Below are 17,126 nucleotides of genomic sequence, written 5' to 3'. Positions count from 1 at the left end.
TCGTTCACCGCACCCCCGTTAGACTCGGTCGTTGGCACTTTGTGTCCCCACACCTGGGACAGCTTGTCTCCGAGTCGTTGACGGGGACCCATCCGCCAGCCAACCGGAAGCACGGGAAGAGATGTCGGCACCGAACAAGTCGTACGACCCTGTTGAGGTCGAGGCACTGAAACCTGAAGAGATCGAGCGCATGCGGGACGAGGCGCTCGCCGCCTTCGCGGTCGCGGACTCCCTCGACGCGCTCCAGGAGGCCAAGGTCGCGCACACCGGCGGCACCTCGCCGCTGGCGCTCGCCAACCGCGAGATCGGCGCGCTGCCCCCGCAGGCCAAGGCCGAGGCGGGCAAGCGCGTCGGCATGGCGCGCGGCGCCGTGAGCAAGGCCCTGGCCGCCCGCCAGGCCGAGCTCGAGGCCGAGCGCGACGCCCGCGTCCTGGTCGAGGAGGCGGTGGACGTCACGCTGCCGTACGACCGCACGCCCGCCGGCGCCCGGCACCCGCTGACCACGATGATGGAGCGCGTCGCCGACGTCTTCGTCTCGATGGGGTACGAGGTCGCCGAGGGCCCCGAGGTCGAGGCGGAGTGGTTCAACTTCGACGCGCTCAACTTCACGCCCGACCACCCGGCCCGGCAGATGCAGGACACCTTCTTCGTCCAGGGGCCCAAGGGGACCGAGGGCGACGAGAGCGGGGTCGTGCTGCGGACGCACACCTCGCCCGTGCAGGCGCGCGCGCTCCTCGAGCGCCGCGAGCCGCCGGTCTACATCGTCTGCCCCGGCCGGGTGTACCGCACGGACGAGCTCGACGCGACGCACACCCCGGTCTTCCACCAGATCGAGCTGCTCGCCGTCGACGAGGGCCTCACCATGGCCGACCTGAAGGGCACCCTCGACCACATGGTCCAGGCGCTCTTCGGCCCGGACATGAAGACCCGCCTGCGGCCGAACTACTTCCCGTTCACCGAGCCGTCCGCCGAGATGGACATGGTCTGCTACGTGTGCCGCGGCGAGTCCGTCGGCAACCCCGACCGCCCCTGCCGCACCTGCGGCAGCGAGGGCTGGATCGAGCTCGGCGGCTGCGGCATGGTCAACCCGAAGGTCCTCACGGCCTGCGGCGTCGACCCCAAGAAGTACAGCGGATTCGCCTTCGGGTTCGGCATCGAACGGATGCTGATGTTCCGCCACAACGTCGAAGACATGCGAGACATGGTCGAGGGTGACATCCGGTTCACCCGGCCGTTCGGGATGGAGATCTGATGCGGGTCCCGCTTTCCTGGCTGCGGGAGTACGTCGACCTCCCCGCCACCGAGACCGGCCGTGACGTGCAGGCCAAGCTCATCGAGGTCGGCCTGGAGGTCGAGACCGTCGAGCAGCTCGGCGCAGGGCTCAAGGGCCCGCTCGTCGTGGGCAAGGTCCTCACCATCGAGGAGCTGGAGGGCTTCAAGAAGCCCATCCGCTTCTGCACCGTCGACGTCGGCCAGGCCAACGGAACCGGCGAGCCGCAGGAGATCGTCTGCGGCGCCCGGAACTTCGCCGTCGGCGACAAGGTCGTCGTGGTCCTGCCCGGCGCCGTCCTGCCCGGCGACTTCGCCATCGCCGCCCGCAAGACGTACGGCAAGGTCTCGCACGGCATGATCTGCTCCGGCGACGAGCTCGGCATGGGCGACGACGGCAGCGGCGGCATCATCGTCCTGCCGCCCGAGCACGAGGCCGGCACCGACGCCATCGAGCTCCTCGAACTCGTCGACGAGGTCCTGGACATCGCCGTCACGCCCGACCGCGGTTACGCGCTCTCGATGCGCGGCGTCGCCCGCGAGGCCGCCATCGCGTACGGCCTGCCGCTGCGCGACCCGGCGCTCCTCGACGTGCCCGCGCCGAACTCCTTCGGCTACCCCGTCAAGATCAGCGACCCGCTCGGCTGCGACCGCTTCACCGCGCGCACCGTCACCGGCCTGCGGCCCGAGGCCCGCTCCCCGATCTGGCTCCAGCGCCGCCTCCAGAAGGTCGGCATGCGCCCGATCTCGCTCACCGTCGACATCGCCAACTACGTGATGATGGAGCTCGGCCAGCCCCTGCACACGTACGACCGCGCCCGCGTCCAGGGCACGATCGGCGTGCGCCGGGCCGAGCAGGGCGAGAAGCTCACCACGCTCGACGGCGCCAAGCGCGTCCTCGACGCCGGGGACCTGGTCATCACCGACGACCGCGGCCCCATCGGCCTCGCGGGCGTCATGGGCGGCGCCAACACCGAGATCGCCGACTCCGACGAGGCCGCCGGGACCACCGACGTCGTCATCGAGGCCGCGCACTTCGACGCGATCTCCATCGCCCGCACCGCGCGCCGCCACAAGCTGGCCTCCGAGGCGTCCAAGCGCTTTGAGCGCGGCGTCGACCCGCAGGCCGCGGCCGCCGCCGCGCAGCGCACCGTCGACCTGCTGGTGCTGCTCGCGGGCGGCACCGCCGAGGCCGGCGTCACCGAGGTCATCGCGCCGACCGCGCCGCGCACGATCACGATGCCCGCCGACCACCCGGACAAGGTCGCCGGCGTGGCCTACGGCCGCGAGACCGTCGTACGCCGCCTCCAGCAGGTGGGCTGCGACGTCTACGGCCAGGACGACCTGACCGTCACCGTCCCGTCGTGGCGCCCCGACCTCGCCGAGCCGAACGACCTCGCCGAAGAGGTCATCCGCCTGGAGGGGTACGAGAACCTGCCCTCGACCCTGCCGAAGCCCCCCGCGGGCCGCGGCCTGACCGAGCGGCAGCGGCTGCACCGCCGCGTCGGCCGCGCGCTGGCCGGCGCCGGTTACGTCGAGTCGCTGAGCTACCCCTTCATCGCGGAGGGCGTCTTCGACCAGCTGAGCCTGGACGCGGACGACCCGAACCGCCGCGTGGTCAAGCTCGTCAACCCGCTCTCCGACGAGGAGCCCGCGCTCCGCACGACGCTGCTGCCGGGTCTGCTCTCGGCCCTGCGCCGCAACGACGGACGCGGCTCGCACGACCTGGCCCTCTTCGAGACCGGCCTCGTCTTCAAGCCGCAGGACGAGCTCAAGGTCGCGACGCGGCTGCCCGTCGACCGGCGGCCCACCGACGAGGAGATCGCGTCGCTCACCGCGGCGCTGCCCGTCCAGCCCCGGCACGCCGCCGTCGTCCTCGCGGGCGCCCGCGAGCAGGCCGGCTGGTGGGGCAAGGGCCGCCCGGCGGACTGGGCCGACGCCGTCGAGGCGGCGCGGACCGTCGCCCGTGAGGCCGGCGTCGAGCTGATCGTCGACAAGGGGCAGTACGGACCGTGGCACCCGGGCCGCTGCGCCGAGCTGAAGGTCGTGGTCGACGGCGAGATCGTCTCCGTCGGACACGCCGGTGAGCTGCACCCGCGCGTCGTCAAGGCGCTCGGCGTGCCCGCGCGCACCTGCGCGATGGAGCTCGACCTGGACCGCCTGGAGCAGGCCCGTGAAGGCGTGCTGCGCGCGCCGCGGATCTCCACCTTCCCGGTGGCCACGCAGGACGTCGCGCTCGTCGTCGACAAGGAGGTGCCGGCCGCCGTGGTCGAGTACTTCCTGCGCGGCGGGGCGGGTGAACTCCTGGAGTCCATCCGGCTGTTCGACGTCTTCGAGGGCGAGCAGCTCGGCGAGGGCAAGAAGTCCCTCGCGTACGCGCTGCGCTTCCGGGCCGCCGACCGCACGCTGACCGTCGACGAGGCCTCCGCGGCCCGCGACGCGGCCGTCGCGCTGGCGGCCGAGCGGACGGGCGCGGTGCTGCGCGGAGCGTAGTCACTGCCCGTAGCCGCCGACAGGCGCACAAGGGGCGCAAAGAGGGACTTACCCGGACCACCGGGTAGGTCCCTCACTCATTTGGGTGACAAGTGGCGTCACTTGGCCCGATCGGTTCACCCGGTAGACAGAATCGATCCGGTCGTAAGGGCCGGTCTGTGCGCGGAACAGGGCCAAGGGGGGCCATCGGCATGATCCGTATCAAGACCAGAGCCCCCTGCCGGGCGGAGCGGCAGGGTGCCCGGCGGGTGCTCACGCTGGGCCTGCCCACGGTATGGGGCGCCGTTGCCATCACGTACAAACTGGCCTGCCCGCTCGCCACGCAGGACAGCATGGGAGCCCGCATCGTCAGCAGTGCCGTCTTCTTCGCCGTCGGCACCGGGCTCATACTGCATGTCCGGCGGGCGCTGGTGCGGGAGTTGCGGCAGGTCCGCGAGGTCGCGGGCGCCGCACAGAACGTACTCGTGCGGCCCCTGCCACCCCGCGTCGAAGGGCTCACGCTCGCCGCGGGGCGGCTCTCCGCCTCCCGCGGCGCCTCCGTCGGCGGCGATCTGTACGAGGTCGCCGCCACCGACCACGGCGTCCGTGTCGTGATGGGCGACGTGCGGGGCCACGGCCTCGCCGCCATGGGGACCGTCGCCGCGGTGCTCGGCAGCTTCCGGGAAGCCGCGCACGACGAACCGGAACTGCCGCTGGTCCTGCGCCGCCTGGAGCGGACACTCGCCCGGCACCTGCACGAGCGCTCGCGGACCGGGGACACCCCGGGCGGCGCTCCGGCGCCGGAGAGCGCGCTCGGCGAGGAGTTCGTCACCGTACTGCTCCTGGAGATCGCCAGGGACGGCGGGATCTCCGCGCTCAACTGCGGTCACCCCTGGCCGCATCTGCTCAGCGGCACCGCGCGGCACCTGACGGACGGGGTGCCGCTGCCGCCGCTCGGGTCCTTCCCGCTCCCCGCCGACCTGCCGGTGCTCCACTGCGGTCGGCTGCTGCCCGGCGAAATGCTCGTCCTGCACACGGACGGCATGGAGGACGCGCGCGACGCGGCGGGGACGTTCTTCCCGCTGCGGGCCGTGCTCGCCGAGGCGGCCCGCGTCCCGCCGGTCTCCCCGCAGGGCCTCATCCGCGCGGTCTACGCCGAACTCCTGCGCCATTCCGAGGGCTTGCCGTCCGACGACACGGCGCTGCTCGTGCTGCGCAACGACCGCAAGAGGGTCCCTCTGCGGCAGCCCGAGGAGGAGCCCGAGCCGGAACCGGAACACGAGCCGGAGCGGCACGTCCGCTCCATGACCGGCAGGTGACCGCTCCGGGCAGACGGGCAGACGGGCAGCGGCATGCGCCATCCGCCCCGCCATGGAGTTGTCGGGCAGACGGCGGGACGGACGACGCGAGTGAGGGCCGCCGCACTGTTCGAGGGGGGAGCCGACGGCCCGGCCGGCCTCCTTAACTGATGAGGCATCTCAGTCAAGCGATCCCACACACCGTGCGGCAGAGCGCACACCCCCCGGATCCGAGCACTCCGTTCACACCCCGTGTGAAGCGACCTCCACTAATGTGAGGAGCACCGAGCCACCGGAGGGCATCCATGCAGCCCAACACCCTGCTCGACGCGATCCTCGACGAAGCCGGCATCTCCCACGCGGGACTCGCCGCACATGTGAACCAGGCCGGCAGAGCCAGAGGTCTCGCGTTGCGGTACGAACACACCGCCGTGTCCCGCTGGTTGAAGGGCCAGCGCCCGCGCGGCCAGGTGCCCGACCTGATCTGCGAGGTGCTCGCCGCCCGGCTGCAACGGCCCGTCACCCTGGACGACATCGGCCTCGGGCTGCCCGGGGTCCCCGCCGCCAGGGTCGGCTCGGCCGCCTCCACGCTCTCCGGCTTCGTGGAACGGGCCACCGCCCTGTGGCGCTCGGACGAACAGCAGCGCCCGCACCTGCTCGGCGCGCCCGCCGTCACCGGCACGCCCGCCGTGATGCCCGTCTGGGAGTGGGAGAACCCGCCCGACGACGTCGACGTCTCCCGCGGCGGACGCCACCCCGTCAGCACCGCCGACATCGAGATGATGCGCGCCGCCCGCGCCCACTACGAGCAGATGTACCGCAAGACCGGGGGCATCGCGACCCGCACCCGCATCGTCGGCTTCCTCAACGCGGAGGCCGCGCCCCTGCTGCGCGGCAGCTACACCGACGAGATGGGCCGCCAACTGCACCGATCCACGGGCGGGTTGGTCGCCATCGCGGGGATCTGCGCCTACGACTCGGACGCGCACGGTCTCGCCCAGCGCTACTTCCACCAGGCGCTGCGCCTCGCCAAGGCGAGCGGCGACACGGGGCTCGGGGCCTATGTGATCGCGCTGCTGGTCAACCAGTCGCTGTTCATGCGCGAGTACCGGCAGGCCGTCGCGTTCGCCGAGGCGGCGCTGCGGGCCGCGGGCCGTGACCTCACCCCGGCGCTCGCCTCCGACCTGTACGCGATGCAGGCCAAGGCGTACGCACACCTGGGCGACGGCAGGAGCGCGCTGTCCTGCATCCGGCGTGCGGAGGCCGCGGCCGACCGGATCCTGCGCGGCCGTGAGCCGGACGAGACCGGCTATGTCCAGCCCGGCCTGGTGAACGTGCAAGTGGCGGAGGCGCTGCTCAGCCTCGGCGATCTGGCCAGCGCCAGGGAGCACGCCGCGGCGGCCGTGGACACGCCGGCGCACGACCGCGGGCGGGTGCACCGGCTCGCCATGCTGAGCCAGATCGAGCTGCGCCAGGGCAACACCGACGAGGCGGTGGCCACGGCGGTGGAGATGGCGGAACAGGCGCGGGGCATGGAGTCGCAGAGACTCCGCGACCGGCTGCGCGCCGTGCGTGAGCACCTGGTCCGCAGCGACTGCGCGGGCACGGCCGAGGCGGCCGAGCTGATCGCCGGGGCGCTGCGCGTCCCCCTGTGACGCACAGTCCCGAGGCGCACACACGCTGCTGCAAAGATTCGTCTGCTGCGATATTGCCATCTACCAGTCGGAAGGTGGCAGAACCGTGCAGTGGACGAAACAGAGCGAACAAACTGTGTATGGAAACAGGTGGTTCACGGTCAATCTGGCCGATGTCGAGCTGCCCGACGGTCGGCATCTGGACCACTTCCTGATCCGGCTGCGGCCCGTCGCCGTGGCCACCGTCGTCAACGACGCCAACGAAGTGCTCCTGCTGTGGCGGCACCGCTTCATCACCGACAGCTGGGGCTGGGAGCTCGCGGCCGGCGTCGTCGAGGACGGTGAGGACATCGCGTACGCGGCGGCACGCGAGATGGAGGAGGAGACCGGGTGGCGGCCGGGCCCGCTGCGGCACCTCATGAGCGTGGAGCCGTCCAACGGCCTCACCGACGCCCGGCACCACATCTACTGGTCCGACGAAGGGACGTACATCGGGCACCCCCAGGACGACTTCGAGTCGGACCGCCGCGAGTGGGTCCCGCTCAAGCTGGTCCCCGACATGGTGTCCCGCGGGGAGGTGCCGGCCGCCAACATGGCCGCCGCCCTGCTCCTCCTCCACCATCTGCGTCTCGGTCAGGACGCGCGCTAGTCAGCGACCGATGGCCTGCCAGACCGCCACGGCGATCGCCGCGACCGCCGCGAGGGCGACGATGGTCGGCAGTGGCCAGCGTGTGTTCTCCAGCGCGGCGACCCGGGCCTCCATGGTCTCCACGTTCTTGGCGGTCTGTTCATCGTGCTGAGTGAGCAACGCCAGCCGTCCGTCGACGCGGGCGAGGCCCACGTCCAGGCTGCGTCGGAGCTCCGCGAGTTCTTCCGGGACCACGGCACTCTCGCCGTCGGTGGTCACGAGACCACTCCTCTCTGTAATGGCGCTTCCCCCCTTCCTCCCAACAGAGAGTGAACTAGCGCGGTGGGCAGGGCGGGAGCGTGTGCGATGGGCATATGCGAGCCCCCGGCGCACACGGTGTGTGAACGCCACGGGCCCGGCACTCGCAGGAGTGCCGGGCCCGTCGGGTACGGAGAGTGTTCGTACGGGGAGTGAGACCGTCGAGGCGGCGGTGGAGTGCGACCCGTCAGGCGTACGTGTAGAAGCCCGAGCCGGACTTCCGGCCGAGCCGCCCGGCGTCCACCATCCGCTGGAGCAGCGGGGGAGCGGCGTACAGCGGCTCCTTGTACTCGGCGTACATGGAGTCGGCGACCGAGGCGACCGTGTCCAGGCCGATCAGGTCGGAGAGCTTGAGCGGGCCCATCGGGTGGGCGCAGCCCATCTCCATGCCGTTGTCGATGTCCTCACGGCTCGCGATGCCCGACTCGAACATCCGGATCGCGGAGAGCAGATACGGGATGAGCAGCGCGTTGACCACGAAGCCCGAGCGGTCCTGGGCGCGGATCGCGTGCTTGCCGAGGACCTTCTCGACCATGGCCTGGGCCCGGCTGATGGTGCCCTCGGAGGTGGTCAGCGCGGGGATCAGCTCGACGAGCTGCTGCACCGGCGCCGGGTTGAAGAAGTGGATGCCGATGACCTGGTCGGGGCGCGTGGTCGCGACGGCCAGCTTCACCAGCGGGATGGACGAGGTGTTGGAGGCGAGGATCGCGTCCTGCCGGGTCACCACCTGGTCGAGAACCTGGAAGATCTCCGTCTTGACCTGCTCGTTCTCCACCACGGCCTCGATGACCAGGTCACGGTCGGCGAACTCGCCGAGGTCGGTGGTGAAGCTGAGGCGGTCGAGCGTCGCGTCGCGCTCCTCGTCGGAGATCTTGCCGCGCTCGGCTGCCTTGGAGAGCGAGTTGTAGAGCCGCGTACGCCCGATTTCCAGGGCCTCGCCGGTGGTCTCCGCGACCTTCACGTCCAGTCCGGAGCGGGCGCAGACCTCTGCGATTCCGGCGCCCATCTGGCCACAGCCCACCACTCCGACGCGTGCGATATCGGTCATGGAGTCGGTCACCTCGTGCCTTTCGCTGATCAACGGGGCCGGCAGGTCCCCCGTATGGATGCGGTGCCTGCCTCGGCCGTGAACGTTACTCCGCAATGAGGGGTCCATGGCGGGCCGGGTCGGGCATGCTGTGCGCATCCGGCAAGGGGTGCCGGTCCACAGCGAGCTCAGGGGGCACGCAGATGAGGCGTATGTCACGTCGGGGTTTCTCGGTGGTGGCCGCCGCGGCGGTGGCCGGCCTGGCGACGGCGGGTGACGCCGCCGCCGCTCCCGACCGGCGGCGGAAGAAGAAGCGGGAACTGCGGGGCATGTGGCTGGCGAGCGTCGTCAACCGCGACTGGCCCTCCAAGCCGGGGCTCCCGGCGGCCCAGCAGCGCAGCGAGCTGCTCGCCTTCCTGGACTCGGCCGTGAGCCGCAGACTCAACGCGGTGGTCTTCCAGGTGCGGCCCACGGCCGACGCCCTGTGGCCCTCGCCGTACGAGCCGTGGTCGGAGTACCTCACCGGGACGCAGGGCAAGGACCCGGGCTGGGACCCGCTGGGCACCGCCGTGCGGGAGGCGCACAGCAGAGGCCTGGAGCTGCACGCGTGGTTCAACCCCTTCCGGATCGCCAACCACACCGACCCGTCGCGCCTGGTCCCCACGCATCCCGCGCGGGTGCACCCCGACTGGGTCGTGCCGTACGGCGGGAAGCTGTACTACAACCCGGGCCTGCCCGCGGTGCGGCGCTTCGTCCAGGACGCGATGCTGGACGCCGTCCGCAAGTACCCGATCGACGCGGTGCACTGGGACGACTACTTCTACCCGTATCCCGTCGCGGGCCAGGTCTTCGACGACGACGCGGCCTTCGAGGAGTACGGCGGCGGCTTCCCGGACCGGGCCTCCTGGCGGCGGGACAACATCGACCGGCTGGTGCGGGAGATGGCGGGCCGGGTGAAGAAGGCGCGGCGGCAGACCCAGTTCGGGATCAGCCCCTTCGCGGTCTGGCGGAACATCGCGACCGACCCGACCGGCTCGGACACCCGGGCCGGGGTGCAGACCTACGACGACCTGTACGCCGACACGCGCGGCTGGGTGAAGAAGGGCTGGCTCGACTACATCGTCCCGCAGGTGTACTGGAACATCGGCTTCCCCGCCGCGGACTACGCCAAGCTCATCCCCTGGTGGAACGAGGTCGTGCGCGGCACGGGCGTGCGCCTGTACATCGGCGAGGCCCTCTACAAGGCCGGTGACCCGGCGCAGCCCGCGGCCTGGCAGGACCCGGCGGAGCTGTCCCGGCACCTCACGTACGCCAAGGGGTACGACGAGGTGCGCGGGCACATCTATTTCTCGGCCAAGGAGGTCGGCGTCGACAGGATCGGCGCGATGGCGCGGGTGGTCGCCGACCACTACCAGGAGCCGGCGAAGCCCCCGCGTTTGACCGAGTGACCTGCCGGGCCCCGTGACCCGGGAGACCCCGTGACCTAGGAGGCCGGGTCCTGGTGCCGCACGACGGTGTCGGGGCCCGGCGAGATCACGGTCTCGTGGCCGTCCTCGAAGCGGGCGCGGTACGGCGGGCCGCCGTCCGCGCCGAGCACCTCGACGATCCGCGCGACCCGGTCGCGCTGCCCGACGACCCGGCCGTGCACCACCAGCTCGTCGCCTACGGTTGCACGCATCTCCAGTGCCCCCTCGTCCCGCTCTGCGGTAGCGATCTGTGGCCGCAAGTGTACGACGGGTGGCGGGAGTTGGGGCCCCGTCGGACGGCCAACCGGTCAGCCGCGGGCCCGTTGGGTGACCGCGATGCAGACGAGGACGGCGGCGGCCGTGAGCGGTGCGGCGACGGTGAGGTGCTCGCCGAGCAGGAAGACGGACCAGACCAGGGTCAGCAGCGGCTGGGCGAGCTGTAGCTGGCTGGCCTTGGGGACGCCGATCGCCGCCATGCCCCGGTACCAGACGACCAGGCCGAGGAACTGCGAGCCGATCGCGGCGTACAGCAGCCCCGCCGTGCTGTGCCCGGTGAGGTGGAAGGACTCGTGGGGCAGGGCGAGGAGCGCGCCCACGACGTTGAGCGGCAGGCAGAGGATGAGCGCCCAGCCGATGACCTGCCAGCCGGGCATCTCACGGGCCAGCCGGCCGCCCTCGGTGTAGCCGGCCGCGCAGATCAGCAGCGCGCCGAAGAGGTAGAGGTCGGCGGTGGTCAGGGCGCCGCCGCTCTGCTGCACGGTGAACGCGATGACGGCGGTGGCCCCGGCGAGCGCCGCCGCCCAGAACGCGCGCGACGGGCGCGCCCCGGTCCGCAGCGCCGAGAGGACGGCGGTCGTCAGGGGGAGCAGGCCGACGACCACGGCAGCGTGCGCGGTGGTGGAGGTCTGGAGGGCGAGCGTGGTGAGCAGCGGGAACCCGACGACGACGCCCGCGCCCACCACCGCGAGCCCCGCCCAGTGGCGGCGGTGCGGGACCGCGACGCGCAGGGCGAGCAGACAGCCGCCCGCGATGAGCGCGCTGAGCACACCGCGCAGGGTGACGAAGCTCCACGGCCCGATGCCTTCGAGGCCCCAGGCGGTCGAGGGGAAGGTGAGGGAGAAGGCGGTGACGCCGAGGGCGGCCATGACGGTGCCGGCGCGGCGGGAGCCGGCGGGGCGGGGCGGCCGGGGAGTCTCCGCGGGGGCCGTGACCGCTATCCGGGTCGGACGAGTAGCGCTATCCTGTGCTGTCATGCATGACAGTAGCAGCGTGGCTGAACTGGCGAAAAGCCTGCGGAATGAGCTCGACCGCTACTCCCCGGGTGGAAAGCTGCCGTCGAGCCGCTCGCTCGTCGAGCGGTTCAGGGTGAGCCCGGTGACCGTGTCCAGGGCCCTGGGGCAGCTGGCCGCCGAAGGGCTCGTCGTCACCCGGCCCGGCGCGGGCGTCTTCCGTGCCCAGGCGCCGGCGCCCGCCGCGCCCGCCGGGGACACCTCGTGGCAGGAGGTGACGCTCAGCGCCGACGCCGCGGCCGAGCTCGTGCCGCGCTCGGTCGACGCGTCCGGGGTGCTCGCCACGCTCGCCGCGCCGGCGCCGGGCATCATCGAGTTCAACGGCGGCTATCTGAACCCCGCGCTGCAACCCGAGCGCGCGATGGCGGCGGCCCTCGCGCGGGCGGGGCGGCGGCCCGGCGCGTGGGGGCGGCCGCCGGTCGACGGCCTGCCCGAGCTGCGCGAGTGGTTCGCCCGGGGGATCGGCGGCGCGATCACGGCCGCCGAAGTGCTCATCACCGCGGGCGGCCAGAGCGCCCTGACGACGGCCCTGCGGGCGCTCGCCCCGCCCGGCGCGCCGGTCCTCGTCGAGTCCCCGACGTATCCGGGCATGCTGGCGATCGCGCGGGCCGCGGGGCTGCGGCCGGTGCCGGTGCCGGTCGACACCGACGGGGTGCGGCCCCAGCTCCTCGCGGCCGCCTTCCGGGCGACGGGGGCACGGGTGTTCGTCTGCCAGCCGCTGTTCCAGAATCCGACCGGCGCCGTCCTCTCCGCCGAGCGACGCCCCGAGGTCCTGCGGATCGCCCGCGAGGCGGGCGCCTTCGTCATCGAGGACGACTTCGTGCGCCGCCTCGTCCACGAGGACGCCGGCCCGCTGCCGCGCCCGCTCTCCTCCGACGACCACGACGGCGTCGTCGTCCACGTCTGCTCGCTCACCAAGGCCACCGCGCCGAGCTTCCGCGTCAGCGCGCTCGCCGCCCGCGGACCGGTCCTCGAACGGCTGCGCGCCATCCAGGTCGTCGACCACTTCTTCGTGCCGCGGCCGCTCCAGGAGGCGGCGCTCGAACTGGTGGGCACCCCGGCCTGGCCGCGCCATCTGCGCGCGGTGGCGGGGGAGTTGAAGGAGCGCAGGGACGCGATGGCGGCGGCGCTGCGGCTGCGGCTGCCCGGGTTCACGGTGCCGCACATCCCGGCGGGCGGCTACAACCTGTGGCTGCGGCTGCCCGACGGCGCGGACGAGTCCGCGTTCGCCTCGGCGGCCCTGCGCGCGGGTGTGGCCGTGGCCCCCGGCCGGCCGTACTTCGCGGCCGAGCCCCCGGCCGGTCACGTCCGGCTGAGCTTCGCGGCGGTCGCCGGGGTGGGGGAGATCACGGAAGGGGTGCGCAGGCTGCGGGTGGCGTGCGACGAGGTGCTGGCGTAACCGCGGACCACCCGTCCCGCCCGGCGGAATCCACTCGACTCCGGCCCGCGCAGGCTGCGAGGCTCGCCCCATGAACAACCGTGTCACCGTGCCCGACGGCTACGAGATATCCGCCGACCCCGCCCGCATCGACGCCGCGCGCGTCCACCGCTGGCTCTCCACCGACGCGTACTGGGCGCTCGGGCGCCCCCGCGAGAAGCAGGACGCGGCGATCGCCGGATCGGTCAACTTCGGGGCATACGAGGCGGCTTCGGGGGAGCAGGTCGCGTACGCCCGCGTGGTGACCGACCGGGCCACCTTCGCCTGGCTCTGCGACGTGTACGTCGCGCCGGACGCGCGCGGCAAGGGCCTCGGCGTCGCGCTCGTCGACGCGGTCTGCGCGCACCTGGAGCCGTACGGCGTGCGGCGGACCCTGCTCGCCACGGGGGACGCGCACGGCGTCTACGAGAAGCTCGGCTTCAAGGCCCTTGAGGCGCCGGAGAACTGGATGGCGCGCGGCAGCCAGTGAGGACGCACTCCGAGGCCGCCCGCGACCCGGTCACTCCTGCTCCTGCCGCCGGTACTCCGTGACGAGCAGCAGGTCCTTCGCGGGCCCGCCGACCCGCCACCGGGCCCGCCAGCGGTCCGCGTCGACCACCTCGAACTCGCCGCGGTAGAGGTCGCGCGCGTAGGGGTGGTCCGCCGTCCAGCGGCCCGTGCGCAGGTCGAGGTCGTGGAAGAAGCGGCCGTCGGCGAACTCCACGCGGGCCGTGCCCGCCGCCCCGCCGGGCAGGGAGCGCAGCGTGCGCTCGGCGGGGCGTGCGACGCCGTGCCAGGTGAAGGTGCCGGACTCGTGGTGGAGGAGGCCGCCGGTGTCCGGGGCGGGCAGCGGCGAGAAGCGTGTCGTACCGGTGAAGCGGCCCTCGGAGCCGTCGGCGAGGTCGCGGACCGTGCGCTCGACGTGCCACGCGCCCGCGAGGTGGGCGAGGACGTCCGGTACGCGTACATCCTTGTCGTGCGCGTCCTTGTCGTGCGCGTTCTCCTCGTGTGCGTTCTCCTCGCGCATGGGCATACCCGCAGGTTACGCCCCTGCTTGTCCACGGCCGCGGCAAGGCCGGGGGGATTTCCCCCGGGTGGTCCGGCCCGGTAGCCCGATGGTCCGGCGGTGCGCGCATTCCTAACGTGGAGATCACTTCCCCACCGGACCAAGGAGCACGATGCGCGTCGTGTCAGCAGTCACCGCGGGCCTGGGCCTCGTCGGATTGTTCGCCGGCCCCGGAGCCGCCACCGACCTCCCCGGAGTCGACAGTACGTCCAAGGCGCCACGGCAGACTGTCAGTTGGGGCCCTTGCTCCGCGGACCAGAAAGAGCTGAACGAGGCGGGCGCGCAGTGCGCGAAGGTGGCCGTACCCCTCGACTACGCGGACCCCCGCGGCCGTACGATCGACATCGCCGTCTCCCGCATCAGGGCGAAGTCGCCGGGGGAGCGGCGCGGCATCCTGCTCTCCAACCCCGGCGGGCCCGGCGGCACGGGACTCGCCAACACCCTTACGCTGCGCCCCGCGTTGAAGGACGCGGCCGACCGCTACGACCTCATCGGCTTCGACCCGCGCTTCCTCGGTGAGAGCACCCCTGTCACCTGCGGCGAGGCCCCGCAACCCACGCCGCCCGCCCCGACCACCACCCCGCGCCGGGACTTCGAGAAGTCGGTGCGGTCCGCGCAGGACACCGCGCGCAGGTGCCTGGAGCACGGCGGCAACGCCGCGTTGCTGCCGCACGCCTCGACCAGGAACGTCGCCCGCGACATGGACGCCATCCGTGCGGCGCTCGGCGAGCGCCGGCTGTCGTACTACGGCATCTCGTACGGCGCCGACCTGGGCGCCGTCTACACGCAGCTGTTCCCGCACCGGAGCGACCGCATCGTCCTGGACTCCTCGACCGACCCGGCGGCCACGCAGTACGAGCTGTTCCAGCGGTCGGGCGCGCCCGCGGAGGCGGCGCTCGACGGGCTCGGCGGCGGCCACGTGCGCGACGACGTCCTGAAGCTCCTCGCGCGGGCGGAGCGTCGCCCCATCCCGGTGAAGGACGTGCGCCTCGACGCCCCGCTGCTGCGGATTCTCCTCAAGCAGCTCGTGCAGCACGAGGAGTACGACCCGCAACTCGTCAGCGTCGTCGACGACTTGAAGAAGGCCGCCGCGGGCGAGGAGTTCGAGCCGGGGCCCGCGCTGAGCGGACTCCTCGACCTCCTCTCGTCGCCCGAGCTGGCGGACAGCATGACGGGCGGCGCGGTCTTCATGTGCGGCGACGGGGGCTGGCCCGCGGGCGGCTGGCCGAAGAACCCCGAGACGTACTGGAAGAACATGCAGCGCAGCCGCGCCGCCCAGCCGGTCTTCGGGCCGTACGTCAACGGGATGATCGCCCCCTGTGCGTTCTGGGGGACCGAGCCCCGCGAACCCGGCACGAAGATCCGCAACGGCGTGCCCGTCCTGATGCTCCAGGCCAAGCACGACAACAACGTCCCGTACGAGGGCGCTCTGGCGCTGCACAAGAAGCTCAAGGGATCCCGCCTCGTCACGGCGGACATCCGCTCGCACGGCGTCTACGGACGCGGCATCGGCGGCCTCACCCCGGTCCCGTGCGCCGACGACGCCGTGAACACCTACCTGCGCGACGGCGAGCTGCCCACGGCGGACGTCACCTGCGCGAAGCCGTCCCCGAAGCCGACGGGGACGACGGGGACGACGGGAACGACGGGGACGACGGGGACGACGGAGAAGACGGAGAAGACCCAGTGAACGAGATCAGCAGGCGAACCGGCCTCACGGCGGCCGCCGCGGCACTTCTCGCGGGGACGGCGGCGCCCCCGGCGTCGGCCGCTCCGCGTGCCCCGCGCGGCCCGCGTGGACGCGCCCTCCAGCGCGGCGTCGACGCCCTGTGCGCCACCGGCGCGAGCGGCGTCCTCGCCGAGGTGCAGGACGCGCGCGGCCGCACCACGGCACGCGCCGGGGTCGCCGACCTCGACGCCCCCGCGCAGGGCCCGGTGCCGTGGGGCTCGTACTACCGCATCGGCAGCGACACCAAGACGTACACGGCGACCGTCGTCCTCCAGCTGGTCGGCGAGGGACGGCTGAGACTGACGGACACCGTGGAGCGCTGGCTGCCCGGCGCGATCCGCGGCCACGGCAACGACGGCCGCCGGATCACCGTCACCTACCTGCTGCGGCAGACCAGCGGCCTCAACGAGTACATCACCGCGGAGAGCGGCGACTTCACCCCCGACGCGTACCGGCGCAACCGCTTCCGTTCGCAGTCCCCGAAGGAACAGCTCGCGGTGGCCCTCGGCAGACCCCCGCAGTGGCTGCCCGACGCGGACGACCCGGCACAGGAGCGGCGCTGGGGGTACTCCAACACGAACTACATCGTCGCCGGGATGCTCGTCGAGGCGGTCACCGGGAACCCGTGGGCCCAGGAGGTCCACGACCGCATCATCGGACCGCTCGGCCTGCGCCACACGATCGTGCCCGGCTCCTCGGCGTACGTGCCGCAGCCGACGGCGACCGGCTACACGTACTTCCCGGACGAGACGCGCCCCACCGAGACCACGCTCGGCTACGGCGGGGGAGCGGACGGCTGCCTCATCTCGACGACACACGACCACGGCGTCTTCCTGCGCGCGCTGCTCGGCGGCCGGCTGCTGCGCCCGGCTCAGCTGGCGGCGATGAAGTCGACGGTGCCGGTCCGGGACTGGATCCCGGCCGACGGCGTCCGCTACGGCCTGGGCATCGCCTCCCGCCCCCTCGCCGGCCGCGAGGACGGCGTCTGGTTCCACGGCGGTACGAGCCTCGGCTTCGTCAGCGAGGGCGGCGTGACCCCGGACGGCGCGACGGCGGTGACCGGCGCGGCGTTCACGCTCCGCCTCGACGACGCGAAGACACACGAGCGACAGGCACGGGCGGCGCTGCGGATGGTGGACGAGACGCTGCTCGCCGGGGCGTGACGCGCCATCTTCCACCGAGGCCCCTACCTGGCTTGGCCTCCGGGCTCCTGGCCTCCGGCCCCCGGCCCCTGGCCGCCGGGTCCCCCCCCGGGCCCTGACCCCCGGCCGCCCGGCCGCCGGGCCCCCGGGCCCCCGGGCTCCGGACCCCCGGCCCCCGGCCCCTGGCCTCGGGGCTCCGGGCCCCCGGGCCCCGGCCTCCGGCCCCCGGCCCCGGCATCTGGCCCCCGACCTCCGGGCTCCGGGCCCTGGCCTCCGGCCCCGGCCCCGGGCCCGGGCCCTGACCCCCGGCCGCCGGGCCCCCGGGCCCCCGGGCTCCGGACCCCCGGCCCCCGGCCTCGGGGCTCCGGGCC

15 protein-coding genes are annotated in these 17,126 nt (G+C 73.0%); 10 read left to right on the top strand and 5 right to left on the bottom strand.

Annotated features, from left to right (window positions below):
• The first annotated feature begins 121 nt into the window (after positions 1-121).
• The 5 genes from pheS (at position 122) to ACZ4Z4_RS15980 (ending at position 7,322) form a co-directional block, all read left to right on the top strand.
• Complete coding sequence (gene pheS / locus ACZ4Z4_RS16000; RefSeq protein ID WP_468327269.1) at positions 122-1,252, top strand: phenylalanine--tRNA ligase subunit alpha; 1,131 nt, start codon at positions 122-124, stop codon at positions 1,250-1,252.
• Positions 1,252-3,762, top strand: coding sequence for a phenylalanine--tRNA ligase subunit beta (pheT, locus tag ACZ4Z4_RS15995; RefSeq protein ID WP_468327267.1), 2,511 nt, complete (start codon positions 1,252-1,254; stop codon positions 3,760-3,762). Before pheS ends, pheT begins: the two co-directional genes overlap by 1 nt.
• A gap of 191 nt (positions 3,763-3,953) precedes the next feature.
• Positions 3,954-5,060, top strand: coding sequence for a PP2C family protein-serine/threonine phosphatase (locus tag ACZ4Z4_RS15990; RefSeq protein WP_468327265.1), 1,107 nt, complete (start codon positions 3,954-3,956; stop codon positions 5,058-5,060).
• A 284-nt stretch (positions 5,061-5,344) separates the two neighbouring features.
• Positions 5,345-6,694 carry a transcriptional regulator gene (locus ACZ4Z4_RS15985; protein WP_468327263.1) on the top strand — a complete coding sequence of 450 codons (1,350 nt, stop codon included), beginning with the start codon at positions 5,345-5,347 and terminating at the stop codon, positions 6,692-6,694.
• A gap of 85 nt (positions 6,695-6,779) precedes the next feature.
• Positions 6,780-7,322 (top strand): NUDIX hydrolase, encoded by a 543-nt coding sequence (locus ACZ4Z4_RS15980; RefSeq protein ID WP_468327261.1) that lies wholly within the window; start codon positions 6,780-6,782, stop codon positions 7,320-7,322.
• On the opposite strand, the gene ACZ4Z4_RS15975 is transcribed toward ACZ4Z4_RS15980, so the two are convergent.
• Positions 7,323-7,580: a hypothetical protein gene (locus tag ACZ4Z4_RS15975; protein ID WP_468327259.1), complete on the bottom strand. Its 258-nt coding sequence runs from the start codon at positions 7,578-7,580 to the stop codon at positions 7,323-7,325.
• Positions 7,581-7,806: 226 nt separating this feature from the next.
• A complete protein-coding gene (locus ACZ4Z4_RS15970) occupies positions 7,807-8,667 on the bottom strand; it encodes a 3-hydroxybutyryl-CoA dehydrogenase (protein WP_468327257.1) in 861 nt (286 codons plus the stop codon).
• Between the two features lie 182 nt (positions 8,668-8,849).
• Between ACZ4Z4_RS15970 and ACZ4Z4_RS15965 the strand changes: the two genes are divergently transcribed.
• Entirely contained in the window at positions 8,850-10,094 is a 1,245-nt protein-coding gene (locus ACZ4Z4_RS15965; RefSeq protein ID WP_468327255.1) for a glycoside hydrolase family 10-like protein, read from the top strand.
• Between the two features lie 35 nt (positions 10,095-10,129).
• Here the strand turns inward: ACZ4Z4_RS15965 and ACZ4Z4_RS15960 are convergent, their stop codons facing one another.
• Positions 10,130-10,324 carry a DUF1918 domain-containing protein gene (locus tag ACZ4Z4_RS15960; RefSeq protein WP_468327253.1) on the bottom strand — a complete coding sequence of 65 codons (195 nt, stop codon included), beginning with the start codon at positions 10,322-10,324 and terminating at the stop codon, positions 10,130-10,132.
• Between the two features lie 96 nt (positions 10,325-10,420).
• Complete coding sequence (locus ACZ4Z4_RS15955) at positions 10,421-11,365, bottom strand: DMT family transporter (RefSeq protein ID WP_468327251.1); 945 nt, start codon at positions 11,363-11,365, stop codon at positions 10,421-10,423.
• Here ACZ4Z4_RS15955 and ACZ4Z4_RS15950 point away from each other — a divergent pair.
• Both ACZ4Z4_RS15950 and ACZ4Z4_RS15945 read left to right on the top strand, forming a co-directional pair.
• Positions 11,364-12,800 (top strand): aminotransferase-like domain-containing protein, encoded by a 1,437-nt coding sequence (locus ACZ4Z4_RS15950; RefSeq protein ID WP_468327249.1) that lies wholly within the window; start codon positions 11,364-11,366, stop codon positions 12,798-12,800. The two genes, ACZ4Z4_RS15955 and ACZ4Z4_RS15950, sit on opposite strands and share 2 nt — an antisense overlap.
• Positions 12,801-12,870: 70 nt before the next feature.
• On the top strand, positions 12,871-13,308 hold the full coding sequence (locus ACZ4Z4_RS15945) for a GNAT family N-acetyltransferase (protein WP_468327247.1): 438 nt from the start codon (positions 12,871-12,873) through the stop codon (positions 13,306-13,308).
• A gap of 30 nt (positions 13,309-13,338) precedes the next feature.
• Here the strand turns inward: ACZ4Z4_RS15945 and ACZ4Z4_RS15940 are convergent, their stop codons facing one another.
• On the bottom strand, positions 13,339-13,845 hold the full coding sequence (locus tag ACZ4Z4_RS15940) for a DUF6314 family protein (RefSeq protein ID WP_468327672.1): 507 nt from the start codon (positions 13,843-13,845) through the stop codon (positions 13,339-13,341).
• A 151-nt stretch (positions 13,846-13,996) separates the two neighbouring features.
• Here ACZ4Z4_RS15940 and ACZ4Z4_RS15935 point away from each other — a divergent pair, with 151 nt between their 5' ends.
• Both ACZ4Z4_RS15935 and ACZ4Z4_RS15930 read left to right on the top strand, forming a co-directional pair.
• Positions 13,997-15,574 carry an alpha/beta hydrolase gene (locus tag ACZ4Z4_RS15935; RefSeq protein WP_468327245.1) on the top strand — a complete coding sequence of 526 codons (1,578 nt, stop codon included), beginning with the start codon at positions 13,997-13,999 and terminating at the stop codon, positions 15,572-15,574.
• The gene (locus ACZ4Z4_RS15930; protein WP_468327244.1) at positions 15,571-16,776 is read left to right on the top strand and encodes a serine hydrolase domain-containing protein; all 1,206 of its coding nucleotides are present in this window, start codon (positions 15,571-15,573) and stop codon (positions 16,774-16,776) included. Before ACZ4Z4_RS15935 ends, ACZ4Z4_RS15930 begins: the two co-directional genes overlap by 4 nt.
• Positions 16,777-17,126 lie beyond the last annotated feature (350 nt).

This window comes from Streptomyces sp. NPDC030245 (assembly GCF_055572995.1).
This window is presented reverse-complemented; position numbering and strand designations above follow the sequence as displayed.